Here is a 17,797-nt window from a genome sequence, read left to right on the forward strand (position 1 = left end):
TATCATTATCTCAGGGATATAAATGAAAATTATATATCTAAATCAAAACTAGAACGCAACTTGTCAATTAATGGGTTTTTTTCGCGTAATTTCTCGTACTTGTCTTGTGGTGTAAAGGCGTACTTTTTTGAAGCTTCCTCATTGACATTTATTATGAGTTCAACACTATAATTGTTTAATTCCTTATACAAGAATTGAAACAAACCCGGAAGCGCATTTTCTAGATCAACTTTCATAGATTGATTAGGCAATTCTAGATGAATTTTTTCATCTTTAAGAACGGGAATATTCATGGCAAACATAGAACCAATGATACGTTCTCCTTTTTTATCTTGTATTTTTCCATATTCTGTCCAGGCCTCTTGCATTTCGTTCTCTGTAAACTTTTCGGTTGGGAGGTTCTTAGGATCTACAATATTATCTACTTTCTTTTCAAGATGCTCTTTCTTTTTTCTAATACTACTAAGAGATAATCCAGAAGTCTTTCGTTGCGTAGTGATTGCAATCGACTTTTTTTCTGTAACCACGGGTGATTCATTATTAGCTTCAGAATGATCAACAAGAGGTTTTTTAGAAATAACTTTTTCCTCGACAACAGGGTTTTGATGTGTATTAGGAGGTGGTGTAGTTTCGGGTGGGTCGTTGACTTCAATATGTGTTGTAGCAGTCTCTGTTTCTGCCTTTGCAATGGCATTTTCTTTTACCTCTTTAGAAACTTTTACAGCAGTTATTCCTTTTTCTTTAAAATAAGAAGGTGGAATTATATAGGGTTTGTCATTTTTTTTTTCTCCATCCGGTGATAGGATAGAGGCTAATTGCATTAAACTTAATTCTACAAGCAGTCTTTGATTGCGACTGGTTTTATATTTTAAATCACAATCGTTTGCTAGAGAGATGCCTTTTATGAGAAAATCATGAGGTGCTTTTTGCGATTGTTCTAAATATTTGGCCTTTGTTTGTTCTCCAACTTCTAAAAGACTAATAGTAGCTTGGTTTTTACAAACTAATAAATCTCTAAAGTGTGATGCTAGACCAGCTATAAAATGATGCCCATCAAATCCTTGTGCAAGAATTTCATTAAATTCTATGAGTAATTGTGGGATATTGTTTTGTAGTATAAGATCAGTTACTTTAAAGTATGTTTCGTAATCTAATACATTTAGGTTTTCGGTTACTGCTTGTCGCGTAAGATTTTGACCACTAAAACTCACAACACGATCAAAAATAGAGAGCGCATCGCGCATTGCTCCATCTGCCTTTTGAGCAATAATTTGTAAAGCATCCTCATCTGCCGTAATACCTTCTTGAGCGGCCACTTGCATTAAATGATTCTTAGCATCGGTCACAGTAATCCTTTTAAAATCAAATATTTGACATCTGGATAGGATGGTAGGTATGATTTTGTGCTTTTCTGTAGTAGCCAGGATAAAAATAGCATGCTTAGGAGGTTCTTCTAATGTTTTTAAAAAGGCATTAAAAGCAGCTTGTGATAGCATATGTACCTCATCTATAATATACACTTTGTATTTACCTACCTGTGGTGGTATACGAACCTGATCAATAAGGCTACGTATATCATCTACAGAATTATTAGAAGCCGCATCGAGTTCAAAAATATTAAAAGCAAAATCTTCATCAGGATGCTCATTACCATCTTGATTAATTGTCTTTGCCAATATTCTTGCACACGATGTTTTTCCTACACCACGAGGTCCCGTAAATAATAAAGCTTGAGCTAAATGATTATTATCGATAGCATTAAGCAGCGTATTGGTAATAGCTTGTTGTCCCACAACATCTTTGAATGTTTGAGGTCTATATTTACGTGCTGATACTATGAAATGCTCCATTAATACAAAGTTAAAAATTGCATACAAATATCATATGTTGGTCTGTGGTTTTTATTTTTAGTTATTAACAGAAAAAAAATAATTAAGAAATCTAAATTAAGAACTCATAATTATAATACTTTTGCACGAAGCAGATCACCTTATCGCGACTTTACGGTCGAGGAAAGTCCGGACACCAAAGCGCAGTATAGCGGGTAACGCCCGTCCGTCGAGAGACGAGGACAAGTGCAGCAGAAAGAATGTACAGGTAATGCTGTAGTGAAACCAGGTAAACTCTATACGGTGCAACGCCATGTAAACCAGCTTTTAAGGGTTGCGCGCCCAATGTTGGAGGGTAGGCGGTTTGATCCCAATAGCAATGTTGGGGCTAGATAAATGATAAGGATCTTGATAACTCAGGACACAGAATCCGGCTTATGATCTGCTTTTTTTTAAAACTACTTTAACAATATGCAATACTAATTTTCTTGTACCTTGTACCGCAAGAAAAATTGTCTCAAATGAAAATTGCTATTGTTTGTTATCCAACATTTGGAGGTAGTGGAGTAGTGGCCACAGAATTAGGAAGTGCCCTAGCTAAACTTAATCATGAGGTACATTTTATAACCTATAAACAACCTGTACGTTTAGATTTATTAAATCCGAACCTTCATTTTCACGAAGTTCATGTTCCAGAATATCCTCTTTTTCATTACCAGCCTTATGAATTGGCATTATCAAGTAAATTAGTAGATACGATCAAGAAATATGAAATCGATGTACTTCATGTGCATTATGCAATACCACATGCTTATGCAGGGTATATGGCAAAAAAGATGTTAGAAGAAGAAGGTATTTTTGTCCCTATGGTTACAACATTGCATGGTACCGATATTACATTGGTAGGAAATCACCCTTTTTACAAACCAGCAGTTACCTTTAGTATTAACAATAGTGATATTGTAACTTCTGTTTCTCAAAGCTTAAAAGATGATACATTACGATTATTTGATATCAAAAAAGAAATTAAAGTAGTACCTAATTTTATAGACGTAGGTCACCGAAAGACTAGTTTTACAGATTGTCAAAGAGAGCTTATGGCATTACCAGAAGAACGAATTATTACGCATATTAGTAATTTTAGACCAGTAAAACGAATCACAGATATTATTGATATATTTTATAATATTCAGAAAAAGATGCCTGCTAAATTATTGATGGTTGGTGAAGGACCAGAACGTAAACCAGCAGAAGAGAAATGTAAAGAGTTGGGTATTAAAGAGAAAGTGATTTTCTTTGGTAACAGTAATGAAATAGACAAAATATTATGTTTTTCGGATTTGTTTTTGCTCCCTTCAGAACGAGAAAGTTTTGGTTTAGCAGCATTAGAAGCTATGGTTAACAGAGTACCAGTTATTTCTAGTGACGCAGGTGGGATTCCAGAAGTAAATCAACACGGAGTTTCTGGATATTTAAGTAAAGTAGGTGATGTAAAAAGCATGTCAGAAAATGCAATTAAGATTCTTGAAGATCCTAGTAGGTTAGAAATGTTTAAAGAAAATGCATTTAAAGAAGCCGAACGATTTGATGTAAACGAAATCGTTCCTAAGTATATTGCTTTATACGAGGGCGCACTTGCAATATCTTAGGAACGATTAGTTCTTCTGTAATTTTGTTATTAGAATTGGTATCTTACACCAAGACCAATATCTAGGTCTAGGTCGTCATTAAAATCCCCAAAACCAATTTCGGGTCTGATATCCAAAGAGATAAGAATTGGGATGTCAAAATTATACTCGATCCCAACATCACCTGCAATGAAAAAATAGCTATCACTGCTATCACCTCCGGGAAGATCGTTGTCAAAATCAACAATACCGATTCCTCCACCAGGTCCTACATACCAATTAAACCCTTTATCAAGGTTAAAGACCCATTGGTAGAGTCCCGTTAATTTAATGGCATTACCAGCATCAAAATCTCTCCAACCAAGATCAAATTCTAATCGGTTACCATTATTTAGGGCTCTTTGATAAGAAACTTCAGCTCCAAATCCATCATTATCTCCGAATCTAACCCCGATAGCGTTTTTAGAAATTTCTTGTGATTGAATAGTACTTATTGAAGCTAAAAGAAAAGCTACAATGAATAAAATACGTTTCGTCATAGTAAATAGGTTTTAGATTTATTGTCTCAAATATAACGTTACAAATTTATATTTAATGTAACTAAATATGTTTTTTACATAGTTTTTTGCAATTTCACATCGGTGCTTTCAAAAATTTTATCGGCAGAGTTAGCTATAAAACCAGTAAACAAGTGATTATCTTCTGTTTGGTACCTGTAAGAAAATTCGTAATAGCATGTTGTGATTTTTTCTGTTCCTTCTTCAAAAATCATCTCTGTAGTATCGGCCAAAATGCTTGATTGTTCTAATAATAACTCTTTAGTTCCTTTTATTTCACCTCCCGAAGAATTAATTTCAAAACCATTTGATTTAAGAAATTCATTTACTTCATGTAAATTTTTAAAAGATTCTAATTTGTTTACATCTACAGTAAAATGATTAGAACAGAATCCATTTACATACATCCATGCAGCATATTCTGATTCTTCTAACAGTAATTGATACGTTTTAAATGATGGAGTAGACCAAATTCTACCTTTGAGAATTAGATCATCTAATTGAAATATAGGTTGATCTACTTCACTTAAAATAGTATGAATACTTTGTTGAAGATCTATAGAGAATTCTTCTAATAACAGTTGGCTGATAAAGATTTTGGGCGCATCAGAGTCATTTTTATGTTCAAAATGTTTGGCAAATAATTTTTTAGCTTTAAAATGATATTCGCCTTTTGGTTCATATCCCATTTTAAGAAATGGTTTAGCTATCACATCAATATCTATTCGAGGATCATTAAATGTGCGTATTGCAATATGATCATTAAAAATATGATTTCCTTCAGCCTCAAATAAAGATTTTACTTTTTGTGCAGAAGGAGTTTTTGCAGAATACTGTTTCCATAACTCTTCAAAAAAATAAGTAGAATTCATTCTAATAATGTTTTTGTTTTTCTACAAAATTATTAGTTTTGATTATAATTAGCGTATTAATTTAATTTATTAGTTGTCTAATGTTGTATTTTGTGTCAATTTAATTTTAATTGTTTTTTGATTAGTCTATTTGACAGTTAATTATTTTAATTTTTAAAAACTATGCATCATTTTGATTATGTAGATCAGCAAATTTTATTGCATATCCGAGAAGATGCAAGAAAGCCTTTTTCTCAGATTGCCGAAGATTTAAAAATTTCTAACTCTCTTGTACATCAACGAATTCGAAAACTTAAAGAACAAGGAGTAATTCGAAAAGCAGAATTTGTTATCGATGAAAAAAAGATAGGATATAGAACAAAATCTTATGTCGGTATTCGATTAAGAGAAGCAAGATATGCAGAATCAGTGGTTGAAGGGTTAAAAAAAATACCTGAAATCCTTGAATGTAATTACGTATCGGGTAATTATGCGATTTTCATTCTTATTTTTGCATATGATAATCAACATTTGAGAAGGATTTTATATGAAGATGTACATCATATAGAGGGAGTGGCAGGAACAGATAGTTTTATTTGTTTTGATACTAATTTTAAAAGACCCGTATCTTTGGATTCTTTGGTTAAAAAGGATAAATATGATCAATAGAAAGGTATTAAATTCATTAGGTAATCAAATTGAAGGTGAGTTACATTATGATCAACTTACCAAAACATTGTATGCTACCGATGCATCAGTTTATAGACGAATACCTGAGGCAGTTGTCTTTCCAAAATCCATTTCTGATTTGAAAAAGGTTATAGAGTTTGCATCAGAATATAAAATCGGAATTATACCACGAACCGCTGGGACATCCTTGGCAGGACAATGTGTTGGAGAGGGGATCGTGGTAGACGTTTCAAAGTACTTTACGAATATAATTTCTTTAGACGAGCAACAAAAAACAGTTACCGTAGAGCCTGGAGTAATTCGCGATGACTTAAATCGGTTTTTGAAACCATATGGTTTATTTTTTGGGCCAAACACTTCTACTTCTAATCGTTGTATGATAGGAGGCATGGTTGGTAATAATAGTAGCGGAACGACTTCAATTCAATATGGAGTAACTAGGGATAAAGTGGTCGCACTACAAACACTACTATCTGATGGAAGTGAAGCTGGATTTTCTGAAATTCCCTCATCGTTATTTCATGAGAAACGAAAATTGAACACCTTAGAAGGGAAGGTTTATAATGAGATTTATTCTTCTCTTTTACCAGGATCAGTTCAAGAACAAATCAAAGCCCAATTCCCAAAACCTGATATTCATAGAAGAAATACTGGTTATGCTATTGATGAATTAATTTCTTCAGATGTTTTTACTGATGATGATACTCGTTTTAATATGTGTAAACTTCTATCTGGGAGCGAAGGAACATTAGCATTTACAACTCGAATCACTTTGCAATTAGATGAATTACCACCAAGAGAATCTTTGATAATCGCGGCTCACTTTCATAGTATTGATGATTGTATGAATGCAATTGTTCCTATAATGGAACATTCTTTGTTCACTTGCGAGATGATGGATAAAACCATTTTAGATTGTACCAAAAACAATATTGAGCAGTTAAAAAATCGTTTTTTTATCGTAGATGATCCAGAAGCTATTCTTTTATTAGAATTAAGAAGTAATAGTTCTACGGATTTAGAAAATCAGAAAAATGATGTCTTACATACTCTTAATATATCTAAATTGAGTTATGCAAATCCTATCTTGAAAGGAAAAGAAATTGATCAAGCATTAGAGTTACGCAAAGCAGGATTAGGTTTGTTAGGAAATATTGTTGGTGATAAGAAAGCGGTGGCCTGTATTGAAGATACGGCTGTTGCCATACCTGATTTAGCAAATTATATTTCGGAATTTACTGCGATAATGAAAAAATATGATCAACAGGCAGTGTATTATGCGCATGCTGGAGCGGGTGAACTACATTTAAGACCCATCTTGGATCTTAAGAAAAGTGAGGATGTCGTGCTTTTTAAAAAAATTACCGATGATGTAGCATCATTAGTTAAAAAATATAAGGGCTCTATGAGTGGGGAGCATGGGGATGGTATTGTAAGAGCTGGCTATATCCCTTTTATGATAGGAAAGGAAAATTATAAAATCATAGAGCACATCAAGAAAGTTTTTGATCCAGATAATATCTTTAACCCTGGTAAAATAGTTGATGCGTACCCAATGGATAAAAAGTTGCGGTATGAAATAGATCGTACCGAGCCCAAGATAGAAACGATTTTTGATTTTTCTGATTCGATGGGAATTTTGCGGGCTGCCGAAAAATGCAATGGGAGTGGAGATTGTCGTAAATCTGTAGAGGCAGGAGGAACTATGTGTCCTAGTTATCGAGCAACAAAAAATGAAAAGGATACAACGAGAGGGAGAGCCAATGCTTTAAGAGAGTTTTTAACCAATACAGAAAAGGCAAATAAATTTGATAATAAAGAACTTAAAGAAGTTTTTGATTTGTGTCTAAGTTGCAAAGGGTGTTCTAGCGAATGCCCGTCTAATGTTGATGTGGCAACTTTAAAGGCGGAATTTGAATACCAATATCAACAAAAAAATGGTATTTCCTTAAGAACGAAACTGTTTGCAAATAACAATAGATTAAACGAATTAGGAAGAATAGTTCCAGGGTTAACTAATTTCATTTTTAAAAATAATTTCACATCGGGGGTTATGAAATCTGCTTTAGGAATTGCAAAGCAACGTAGTTTACCTCTTTTAAGCAAAGAATCATTAAGAAGTTGGTGCAAAAATAATCTGGAGAAATTACAACCTAGCAATCCTATTAAAACAATATATTTCTTTGTTGATGAATTTACAAATCATTTAGATTCGGAAATAGGAGTAGATGCTATTACATTACTGACAGAATTAAATTATGAAATAAGAATTGTAAATCACAAAGAAAGCGGTCGTACTTTTATTTCTAAGGGTTTGCTAGAACAAGCAAAAATATTAGCAAATGAAAATATTAATATTTTCTGTGATTTGGTTTCTTCAGAAACCCCTATAATTGGTTTAGAACCTTCAGCAATACTTACTTTTAGAGATGAGTATTTACGATTGGGTGAAAATAAGGAAAAGGCAGTGTCTCTTTCAGAAAACACGTTTTTGATTGATGAATTCTTGGCTAGAGAAATAGAAATAGGAAATGTTACTTCTGATCATTTTTCGAATGAAACTAAGACCATAAAATTACATGGGCATTGTCATCAAAAAGCACTGTCTAATATTCATAATACATTTAAGTTATTAAATTTACCTAAAAACTTTAAAGTTACTATAATTCCTTCTGGTTGTTGTGGTATGGCAGGATCTTTTGGGTATGAAAAAGAACATTATGAAATTAGTATGCAGGTAGGAGAACAGATATTGTTTCCAACTGTAAGAAAAACTTCGGTAGATACGATAATTGCAGCAGTAGGAACAAGTTGTAGACATCAAATTATGGACGGAACAACTCGACAAGCACTGCATCCTGTTAGTATAATGAGAAACGCTTTATTGTAAGTGAGATTTAAAAAATTAGGCTTTTCATATAAAAATAGAGATAAGAAATGGATTAATAGATCATCCATGTATAGTTTCAGAAGTGCCGTAGTTTTGAATAAGTTCTCCTTCAAATTGTAATAAATCTTTCCATTGTTTATCAACATCGATATCTTTTCCGTATTTACGGGCAAAACGGATAAATGTAGTATAATGTCCTGCTTCACTAATCATAAGATCGTGATAGAATTTGGATAATTCAGGATCTGTTATTTTTTCCGAAAGTAATTTAAAGCGTTCACAACTGCGGGCTTCAATCATAGCAGAAAACAACAATCTACTTACCAAACCTTGTGTTCTACTACCACCTTGTTTAACTTTATGTTTAAATAGTTTATTTACGTAACTATCCTTACGTTCACGCCCTAATTTATATCCACGTTTCTTTATGATCTCATGAACCATTTGGAAATGCTCTAATTCTTCTTGTGCTAGTAGTATTAATTCAGTAACCAAATCCTCATGTTCAGAATTTAAGGTAATGATCGTAATAGCATTTGTCGCGGCTTTTTGTTCGCACCAAGCATGATCAGTTAAAATTTCTTCAATATTTGATTCTGCAATAGTTGCCCAACGTGGATCAGTAGCTAATTTTAAACCAAGCATATTCTTTGAGTTTAGATCTTGACACCAAAGATACATATTACATAGTAGTAATATCAAATAAAAGATGAGATGTAACGATCAACGTTACATCTCATCAATATTTTAGAAATTGTGTTTATTGAATTATGATTTTAATTTTTTATCACTTTTTTTATCTCAGTTTTACCATCGATAGTGATATAGCAAAAATATAAACCAACGGGCCAATCGATGCCGTCTACAAAATGATTATTTTCTTTTATACCACGGGAATAAACTTCTCTGCCTTGTTGATTTATTATTCGTAGTTCTATGTCTTTAAATTTATTAAAATCTTTTATAGCAATTTTGAAACGATCTCCAAATGGATTGGGTGAAACAGTAATGTTTTTTGTTTCATTAAGGTAAATTGTTGAAACAAACACTTTTTGTAAACAAGTTTGATTTATCACATGCTGAATTTTATATTCACAAGTGTGATCTACGGTTAACGATATTGGAGTATACATTGCTGCTCCAATTCTTGTAAAAGAATTTAATAAAGACCAACTAGTATCTCCAGCACATTTTTTAAATACGTAAAATGTTTCTTCTTCATAATCATCAGCGTTAGTCGGAATGTTACTAATTATTAAGTTATTTGGAGTTGAAGAAGCACTAAAAAATACGTTAAAAGATGGATCTGGTTTACAACATTCCTTAACGGTAAAGCAAGTAGAAGAAGAACACCATCCGGTATTTGACGGCCAGTTAATGGTTACACAATATTCTCCATCTCCCATTGGAGGGATCTGATAATCCCCTGAATGTCCACTTATAGGCACTCCATTATAAGTCCAATTATATGAATATCTATATAACGTTGGCCCTATTGGATCAGAATCGAATCCAATTAATCGAGAAGGAAATTCGTCACAATAATATACATCTGGTATAGATATTGTTGGCCCATGATCCTCAATAATGCTAAATGTATATACTGTGACACATCCGTTTTCATCAGTAATTTTTAAAAGATACGATCCATAATTTGAAGGTGTAAAACAAGGAGTCGTTGCTAATAAAATGCTCATAGGTAAACCAGGTGCAGGCCCCCACCATTCATAAGAATATGCACTTCCTGAAATTGGTAATGGAGCACAAATTTCTTCAAAATTAGAATCACAAACAGCGATTTTTTTAGGTATTTTGATGGTAATATCTACACATTCTTTGGTTAATTCAACTTCATCGATATAGATGGATTGACTATGCACCATAGCTACTGTTCCTGGGTCTTTAATTTTAAAAAGAATTTTATTATATCCTAAAGTTGCTTCTGCGGCATTGATTGTGAAATTTGCACAATATTGATTCCATACAGAGTTACCACTTCCATCAAAAGTCATTGTTGGTGTTGTTAATATCCATTTCCCATTATCAGAACAATCATTATCGTTAACTAGATAAACTTCAATGATCTGGTAAGGATCACTAATAGAGATTACTCCAGAACTTGCACGGGCTCCCCAGAAGCATAAATCATAAGTTCCTTCAGTTAATGAGCCTATTAACGAACCTTTTAACCGTTCTCCTATTAATGTGTTTCCTGTAGAACCACCATTTTGTGTTTGCCATAAATGGGCATAACGATTATCTCCAGTTCTTTCTTCTAAACCAGCAGGTGTAGTATATATGTTATTAGGCACCTGTATATTAGAATTGCTTGAGGATCTGTCTAATAAATCCACACCACTTCCTCCAAATGTGAAAATTAAAGGATCTGTACATTGATGACTCCATCCTGTTGCATAGTTTATTTGACCCCGATCAGTGGGTACCGTTCCATCTTCAAAATCTGGATTAATTACTAGATTTTGACCAATACTTAGTATTGGAATTATCAAAAAAACAAGAATTGTAAATGCTTTTTTCATGAGTTATATATTTTGTAATTGTATTAATTTTTAGTTTACGCATATAACTCTATACCTATTGATTAAAATAGTTTTGTATTATCAGAGATGAATCGAATAGGTTTAGAGCATATATAATTTTTGTGCTTTTATTCGACTTTACATACTTGATATTCTGCTTTCCAACTTGTGAAATTCACACAAGTTTCCCAACCAAACCACTCAAAAGGAGTGTTGTGAATATTTACTGTACTGGGGATCCATGCATACCAATCGTTATAATATCTTCTTTTTGAGTTAAAAACATAATTGTTAATTGGACTAGTGATATATCCTAGTGGTTTCTCAGATCTATTCCAATCTCGTTCATAGGTATTCCAATAAAATTTATTTGTAGCTAGCGGTAACCATACATCTGCATGTAATGATGGTTTGTCTAAAGTTGTTCCTATCTGATTAGGTTTAATTTTGGCTAAATCCTTTGTGTATCCTGATGCAAGATCATAGGTAGGAAAGTTTTGTATACGATACCCAATAATTGCATATTCTGATTTGTTACCCCAACCGCTTTCATATCGATAGCCGTTTTTTATTTTTATGTTACGAGAATCATACCTGATTATGGTTTTTGCAAGTGATCCTTTTATTGAATTGTCATTTTCTAGAACTATAGTTGCATCATTATCATGAAACATCATGGCGTGATCAATTAAAAATAAGGGATTAGATGTTTTTAAAGAAGTTTCTTCTCCTAAGATGATTTCCCTTAATTCTCCACTACTAGTAAAATACCAGGACACTATAAAATCTTCTATTTTCTCATTATTAGAACTGTCAGTTTCGATATTTGGAGATAGTATAGGTTGTTTATTACCATCAATTAGATCTAGATTAGGAATAAAAATAGCTGGAATATACTTTTCAATTTCCGCTGTTTCAGGGTATTCTGAATTTGAAGAAATTGGTTTATGAGTCATATCATCGGCTATTTTTTGCAGCGATAATCCTTGTGTTTTAAGCTTATTGTTTATTTTCTTAAAATATCTAGGAGCTTTTATTTTTAAATCTAGTAAATACGCAGTCTGACTTTTAGATTCACGAGCCATATTAATGATGATTTTATTAAAATTATCGTCTTTGATTAATTCCCTGGTGGCAAGCCCAATTTCATATAAATATTGGTTTAGTTTTTCTTCATCCTTATCCTCTGTGTTTTTTATGAGTCTATGGATGTCCTGTTCATTATTTATAATAGGAATACTATCTAGGATATAATTCTTAACATTTGTTAGGCTAGCTTCTGTTTCTAAATTTTTGATTATTTCTTCTTTTTCACAACTGAACGATACTATTACTAGTAGCATTAATAAAATAATATTTGAACGTCCAGAGGAAATACCTTTTTGTTTTAAAAGGTTGTGAATTAGATTTGTTTTCATACTATAAGTTTTAAAAGAGTGATAAATTATTCCTAGAACTTTTCTAGGTTTTATGTGATCGATCTTAGTACAGTGTAGATTGTTCAAATTCATTACCCATAAAACCTATTTCCTCATATTAATATTTAGGGATAAATCTTTTTTTTGAAAAAACGGGTAATGAAATTGTTTCTAGAGCACTTAAGTGTAAAATAGCTTTATAGGCGGATACCGAAAAGCCTTTAATAGAGTAGGTTTATTTTAATACACGCACACAATGAAATCTTTAAAGCACTTAACAGTATTAGTTTTCGTATTAATTGGTTTTTTATCTTGTACAAATGATTACGAACTTAAAAAAGAAGCAAATAAACAATTAGGAGTAGAGGAAATTTTCAAGAATTATAATAACAAGCTAAAAAAAGAAGTTGTACAAAAAAAAGGGGGGAAATTTTGGCAAGCTGTCAAAGTTGCTTTGGCTGATGTAGCTGCCGGTGTTGGATCGTTTTTGGTAATGGATTGGATTACGGATGGAGAAGGTGAGTTTATTACTGCAGGCGTTGTATCTGCTGCCGCAGGAGCTGCTTCAGATGCGGTATCAACATCATTTAATGGTTCTGGTATTGGTTCTTTTGATATAAAGTATAAATTACCTGATCATTATGCAAAATGGGATTTGGGTGAACGACATAATGATATATTAAGAAATGTTTATCATCATAATATTCAGATAGACCAATATATCCTATCAATTTATGGAGAAGAAGTATTGTCTGTTTTCAATTCAGATGAAGTTGTACAGATGAAATCAAAAATCTTGGATATAAGTACTAATTATTTAAATTCAGGTTTTGAATTAGATTATTTGGTTGAGGAGTATAAAAAACAGGAGTTAATTTCTCAAAATGTGGCAATAGTTTTTACTCATTTGCAAGAAGGGCTTTTATTATGTAATTCGGATACTGATGTTTCTTTACTTTTATCTTTTTACTCTAAGAATATTATGGATTCTAAAGAACTACAAGAAAAAGAAAAGGAATCGTTGTTTATTGCACTTTCTATTGCGAGGAGTTCTTTAAATTATTGGGTAAACTTCACTCGACAAACGAACTAATACAACTCTTCTTAAATAATCAATCAAATGAGCGTTGTTTTTTTGATTGATTATTTTTATTTTTTCTAAAATAGATTAACCAGATACTACCAATTAGTATTAAAAGTAAACAAATATACAGTAGGTAGTTGTGTTCATTTGATAAAGTATTTTTTGTACTTCCAGTCAAAATTAATGGAGCCCAAAAATATGGTGAGTTCTCCGATAATTGATGTTCTTTTAGGTATAAAAGTTTTGCCTGTCTTAAAGCAGTTGATTTTGATTTTCCTTTTTTTAAGTTGGCATAAAAATTTAAAATAATTTTAGAATTTGATTTTTCGTTTGTACTCCATAAGGAAGAGATTATACTGCGGGACCCCGAATGAAAAAAACCACGAGATAAACTCATGATGCCTTCTCCAGGCTGTAACTCTCCAATATTAGTTTTACAAGCATCCAGAATAACCAAGTCAGCTTGGTTTTTTATAAAGTATAATTCGTTCAACGTTATTTTTTCATCATAAAAAGATATCCAAGGTTCTTGATTACCAATTGCACTGGCATGCGTAGATAAATGAATTATGTTGTAATCATTGGCAAGAGTAATAAAGTTAGATTTTATGGCTTGATCTTGATATAAAATTTTACCAGAAAATTGTTGCTCAATTTTTTTCATTTTATATGTACTCCGGTTCAGACTAGCTAACTTTTGATTTTTAAAATGAATTGGAGCAAATCCAATTAGATTTGATTTAGGATTTCGATTTTTTTGCTCAATTTTTTTTAATAAGGATATTGAATAAGCATAGCTTATCTCTGCAGAATATATTAAATACGAAGGTGAGTTTTTATCAGTATATGTTTCGGTAATTAAAGTTTCAAAAGGAAAACTTTGTAATATATAATCTGGGATTATTAGTGTTGTTTTATTGGATAATAATTTAGTAGCATTTTTAAAGGGAAACAACTTGTTAAAGGCCGAAAAGGATTTTTTAGTAAAAACATCTAATTGCAGCTGGGTAGCAAATGGTTTGGATACCAATTTATTAATTTCTAAGATTTCTCGATTTAAAATGTTAACATCAGGAATTTTAAAGAAATGAGTTTCTTTATTAGTAATAAACAGGCCATATCCTTCATTTTCATTTAAAATGTACTGCACAATATTATTAGAGGAGGAGAGGTGTTCTGAAAATACTTCATCAAACAAAGAAATACCTATTTCTTTTTTATAAGTATAATAACCAGGGTATTCATTTTCTAGAGAATTTATAAAATTCTCATACTCTTTTTTTTGTTTAAATATAAGCGATTGCCTTTGTTGTTCTGTATAGGTTGTATCCAGTTTAAGCTGTTTAATCGTTTTATAAGTTCTTTGTTTGAGATTATATTCTCTATCTTTTATGTATTCAGGAAGAATAGCTCTGTTTTTTGCTTCTTCATGAGTTAGGTTTTCCAATAGAGACAAAGCTTTACTTTTTTCCATAAAGTAAAAAGCTTGTTTAGAGTTGTTTAATTTGTGGCAAATAGAAGTTGCTAACATATATAGATCCACTCCTTTTTTTCTCCAAAAATATTTTGATTGTTGTTCACTACTTTCGGATCGTATAATGTCAATGACTTTATCGGCCAACATAACTGTTGATAGAGCGTGTCTAAGATAACCTACGTTTTTTGTTTTTAAATAGAATTTGTACCATGCATTAGCTTTGTCTTTTAGGTAATTTTCTAAACCAATTTTATTAGAGGATTGTGCTAATATATCTAAAGAAGGTAGTTCTTGATAATCGTAATTCTCACCGTTCTTAATAGTATGATTTATGGCTTTTTGATAATGTATTAATGCTTCATTAAAATCTTTTTTAAAAACATAGTAATCACCAAGATTATCATAAACGGATGTTCTATACTTATCATATCGTAATGCTTCCTGATAATATTTGTAAGCAATATCATGTTTTTTAATTCTAGAATGTATATATCCCAAATTGTTATATATCTGCGAAACGTGACTTTTGTTTATTTTTTCTAAATTTAAACTTAAAGTCAATGCTTTATTATAGTAAGATATAGCTTTATTAAACTGACCTAATTCATCATAGGTATTTCCATATCCATTATATATTTCAATTCGCCTTTTTTTTTGATCTATGGTAGATAAATGTGAAATAACCTCCTCTGTTTTTTCTAAGTATTGTATAGTTTTGGTGTAATTAGAAACTTTTCCTGTTTTATAATAGGCCATGGAAAAGCCTAAATATATACGATATAATTCTTTTGATAATGTAGGTTTTTTTGCTTTTATAATAGTGTTTTCACCTTCTTTTAGGTAATCTATTGCCTTATAATAATCTCCTCGCTTTAAGTATAAATTGGATAATCCTAAGCTATAAGCTTTAATCACATAAGTATCTTTATGAGATTGTTTAATTAAGGTTTTAAAAGTTTTTATAGCACTTACCTCATTTCCAGAGTTTTTATACATATAGGCAAGATTGTTATAACTTTTATTTACGATAGATGGGATAGAGTCGATGAATTTTTTCTGAATGTTGAGTGCTTTTTTTCCATTTAGTATTGCATTTTCATAGTCTTTATTGCGATAGTTAAATTTGCTAAAATAATTGTAAATGAAACTTAATTGAATCTCTTCGATATAAGGCCTTTTAGTATCTATGTATTCATTAATTTTTTTTACTCTGGTAGAGTAATTATAGTCGAGATTCTCTAAATTGTTGTATTCAATTTCTAAGGTTTTTGAAAGATCTTGAGCATTCAAAAAGTTGAAAAAAAGGAAAAAAAGACAATAACTAAAAGTCACATAATAGTTTGACTGATTAAAGGGGTTCCACATATTAGTTAGTTACATATTGTCTAAAATAACTATCTTTTTTGTTTTAAAAAAACAAAGCAATAATGAGTATTTATTCAAATTTCAAGATATCTTGTGAAATTGATATATCATTCTATAAGAAGATTGTATTTTATTTCAGAAACAAAACTCAAATTTGTACCATTAGTTTCCAATTGATTTAGCATAGTGGCAGAAGTAGTATAACCATTCGTATAGTATTTAGCGGATTTTGCAGTTACTAATGGAGCTGCATAAGAAGTTCCAGATACTTCATAATAATTGTAATTATTATCATGTATGGATATCAAATCACCAAAAGATAAAAAATCTACACTAAATGGACCATAATTAGAAAAAGAAGCGATAGCGTTTTGAGTATAATTAATACTTCCAATTGCTACTATATTATCTAATGTATATGAAGAAGGATAGTGGATTGTGTTATCGTTATTATATTCATTATTTCCAGAAGAGGTTATATGCAAAATATCAGGGTTTTCACTGATAAATTTTCTAAGCAAATTCCCAGAGGTACCATACCAACCAAAACTCATGTTAATAATAGAAATTGGAGATTTTATTGTTTTCAAATAACTACACTGTAGAGTAAAATTGGTTGTTTTGCCTAAGTGATTAAAAGCTTTAATTGATAGTATTTGGTAATCGGTTACATTTTCTTCTCGTAATTTATTAATAACACGAAGTGTAACCAATGTACCATGACCATTATCATCATAAACATTAGCGTCATGGTTGATAAAATCCCATCCAGATAATTCTATTTCTTTACCAATTTCGCATAGTACATCATTAGATTCGGGGTTATATAAAAATGGGTGATTCAAAGAGAATTTATTAAAATCTATTCCTGTATCAATAATGGCTATTGTTACTCCTGTATTTTGAGATTTGATATAAGAAGAGATTAAATTATTGTTTTGACCTTGAGACCCTCCATTTCCATTAATTGCATCATCATTATAGAATGTGAATTCATAATCCGTTCCTTCCACACCTCCCTCTTCAGAAATGTCTTCCTTTTCTCCTTCGATATTAATGCCTCGACCAAACTCCCATTTTTCAATCCTGTCGGTTGTGCAATCACATTTTTCATATCGAATAACATGATATTTTTTTCTTAAACTATCTTTTAAGTTTTCGCTAATTCCCGTTTGATATTCTATAATTAACTCTTTGCTAGATTTTCTAGCATAATTTATTAGATTTTTTGGATTACTTGTATTTGGAGTGATTTTATTATATACATCTGGCACTAATTGTTCATCATGGATATCTTCATTCGTACATCCAAGGATAAAAAAACATATTATTAGTATGTGGTATGAAAATTTCATGCTTTTCATTTCATTTGTGTTTTTAAATATTATTTTTATCCTATAGTGTATAAAACATTATTTTATTACCCATTTTTTATAAAATAGAGCAGCATGATTTTGGTGTGTAGTTT

Annotated in this window: 12 protein-coding genes and 1 other RNA gene; 5 read left to right on the forward strand and 8 right to left on the reverse strand. The window is 31.3% G+C overall.

What is annotated here, in order from left to right; all coding sequences use genetic code 11:
* Positions 1 to 29: 29 nt before the first annotated feature.
* On the reverse strand, positions 30 to 1,850 hold the full coding sequence (locus DK508_RS10905; protein ID WP_109300796.1) for a DNA polymerase III subunit gamma/tau: 1,821 nt from the start codon (positions 1,848 to 1,850) through the stop codon (positions 30 to 32).
* A gap of 127 nt (positions 1,851 to 1,977) precedes the next feature.
* Between DK508_RS10905 and rnpB the strand changes: the two genes are divergently transcribed.
* Together rnpB and bshA are read left to right on the forward strand one after the other, a co-directional pair.
* Positions 1,978 to 2,282, forward strand: an RNA gene (gene rnpB / locus DK508_RS10910) — RNase P RNA component class A.
* Between the two features lie 68 nt (positions 2,283 to 2,350).
* Positions 2,351 to 3,478 (forward strand): N-acetyl-alpha-D-glucosaminyl L-malate synthase BshA, encoded by a 1,128-nt coding sequence (gene bshA, locus DK508_RS10915; RefSeq protein ID WP_109301320.1) that lies wholly within the window; start codon positions 2,351 to 2,353, stop codon positions 3,476 to 3,478.
* A 29-nt stretch (positions 3,479 to 3,507) separates the two neighbouring features.
* On the opposite strand, the gene DK508_RS10920 is transcribed toward bshA, so the two are convergent.
* Positions 3,508 to 3,996 (reverse strand): hypothetical protein, encoded by a 489-nt coding sequence (locus DK508_RS10920; RefSeq protein ID WP_109300797.1) that lies wholly within the window; start codon positions 3,994 to 3,996, stop codon positions 3,508 to 3,510.
* 74 nt (positions 3,997 to 4,070) lie between these two features.
* Positions 4,071 to 4,886, reverse strand: coding sequence for a DUF1338 domain-containing protein (locus DK508_RS10925; RefSeq protein ID WP_109300798.1), 816 nt, complete (start codon positions 4,884 to 4,886; stop codon positions 4,071 to 4,073).
* 162 nt (positions 4,887 to 5,048) lie between these two features.
* Between DK508_RS10925 and DK508_RS10930 the strand changes: the two genes are divergently transcribed.
* Together DK508_RS10930 and DK508_RS10935 are read left to right on the forward strand one after the other, a co-directional pair.
* Positions 5,049 to 5,534 (forward strand): Lrp/AsnC family transcriptional regulator, encoded by a 486-nt coding sequence (locus DK508_RS10930; protein ID WP_109300799.1) that lies wholly within the window; start codon positions 5,049 to 5,051, stop codon positions 5,532 to 5,534.
* Positions 5,524 to 8,445, forward strand: a complete 2,922-nt coding sequence (locus DK508_RS10935; RefSeq protein WP_109300800.1) for an FAD-binding and (Fe-S)-binding domain-containing protein — start codon at positions 5,524 to 5,526, stop codon at positions 8,443 to 8,445. The genes DK508_RS10930 and DK508_RS10935 overlap by 11 nt, the downstream gene beginning before the upstream one ends.
* A 60-nt stretch (positions 8,446 to 8,505) precedes the next feature.
* Here DK508_RS10935 and DK508_RS10940 read toward each other — a convergent pair whose 3' ends face one another.
* The 3 genes from DK508_RS10940 to DK508_RS10950 form a co-directional block, all read right to left on the reverse strand.
* Positions 8,506 to 9,090: a tRNA-(ms[2]io[6]A)-hydroxylase gene (locus DK508_RS10940; protein ID WP_109300801.1), complete on the reverse strand. Its 585-nt coding sequence runs from the start codon at positions 9,088 to 9,090 to the stop codon at positions 8,506 to 8,508.
* Between the two features lie 131 nt (positions 9,091 to 9,221).
* On the reverse strand, positions 9,222 to 10,985 hold the full coding sequence (locus tag DK508_RS10945) for a T9SS type A sorting domain-containing protein (protein WP_109300802.1): 1,764 nt from the start codon (positions 10,983 to 10,985) through the stop codon (positions 9,222 to 9,224).
* 128 nt (positions 10,986 to 11,113) lie between these two features.
* Positions 11,114 to 12,403 (reverse strand): hypothetical protein, encoded by a 1,290-nt coding sequence (locus DK508_RS10950; protein ID WP_109300803.1) that lies wholly within the window; start codon positions 12,401 to 12,403, stop codon positions 11,114 to 11,116.
* A gap of 256 nt (positions 12,404 to 12,659) precedes the next feature.
* Between DK508_RS10950 and DK508_RS10955 the strand changes: the two genes are divergently transcribed.
* Positions 12,660 to 13,496, forward strand: a complete 837-nt coding sequence (locus DK508_RS10955) for a hypothetical protein (protein WP_109300804.1) — start codon at positions 12,660 to 12,662, stop codon at positions 13,494 to 13,496.
* Positions 13,497 to 13,515: 19 nt separating this feature from the next.
* Here DK508_RS10955 and DK508_RS10960 read toward each other — a convergent pair whose 3' ends face one another.
* Positions 13,516 to 16,254 (reverse strand): CHAT domain-containing protein, encoded by a 2,739-nt coding sequence (locus tag DK508_RS10960; protein WP_160114652.1) that lies wholly within the window; start codon positions 16,252 to 16,254, stop codon positions 13,516 to 13,518.
* A gap of 182 nt (positions 16,255 to 16,436) precedes the next feature.
* A complete protein-coding gene (locus tag DK508_RS10965) occupies positions 16,437 to 17,693 on the reverse strand; it encodes a S8 family serine peptidase (RefSeq protein ID WP_109300806.1) in 1,257 nt (418 codons plus the stop codon).
* Between the last annotated feature and the right edge of the window lie 104 nt (positions 17,694 to 17,797).

Source organism: Aquimarina sp. AU474 (assembly GCF_900312815.1).
GTDB lineage: Bacteria > Bacteroidota > Bacteroidia > Flavobacteriales > Flavobacteriaceae > Aquimarina.

Bases quoted from the DNA above. Each gene is read 5' to 3' on its own strand.
- DK508_RS10965 (WP_109300806.1), bottom strand. From the start codon at position 17,693: ATGAAAAGCATGAAATTTTCATACCACATACTAATAATATGTTTTTTT.
- DK508_RS10955 (WP_109300804.1), top strand. From the start codon at position 12,660: ATGAAATCTTTAAAGCACTTAACAGTATTAGTTTTCGTATTAATTGGT.
- DK508_RS10945 (WP_109300802.1), bottom strand. From the start codon at position 10,985: ATGAAAAAAGCATTTACAATTCTTGTTTTTTTGATAATTCCAATACTA.
- DK508_RS10950 (WP_109300803.1), bottom strand. From the start codon at position 12,403: ATGAAAACAAATCTAATTCACAACCTTTTAAAACAAAAAGGTATTTCC.
- bshA (WP_109301320.1), top strand. From the start codon at position 2,351: ATGAAAATTGCTATTGTTTGTTATCCAACATTTGGAGGTAGTGGAGTA.
- DK508_RS10925 (WP_109300798.1), bottom strand. From the start codon at position 4,886: ATGAATTCTACTTATTTTTTTGAAGAGTTATGGAAACAGTATTCTGCA.
- DK508_RS10905 (WP_109300796.1), bottom strand. From the start codon at position 1,850: ATGGAGCATTTCATAGTATCAGCACGTAAATATAGACCTCAAACATTC.
- DK508_RS10940 (WP_109300801.1), bottom strand. From the start codon at position 9,090: ATGCTTGGTTTAAAATTAGCTACTGATCCACGTTGGGCAACTATTGCA.
- DK508_RS10920 (WP_109300797.1), bottom strand. From the start codon at position 3,996: ATGACGAAACGTATTTTATTCATTGTAGCTTTTCTTTTAGCTTCAATA.
- DK508_RS10930 (WP_109300799.1), top strand. From the start codon at position 5,049: ATGCATCATTTTGATTATGTAGATCAGCAAATTTTATTGCATATCCGA.
- DK508_RS10935 (WP_109300800.1), top strand. From the start codon at position 5,524: ATGATCAATAGAAAGGTATTAAATTCATTAGGTAATCAAATTGAAGGT.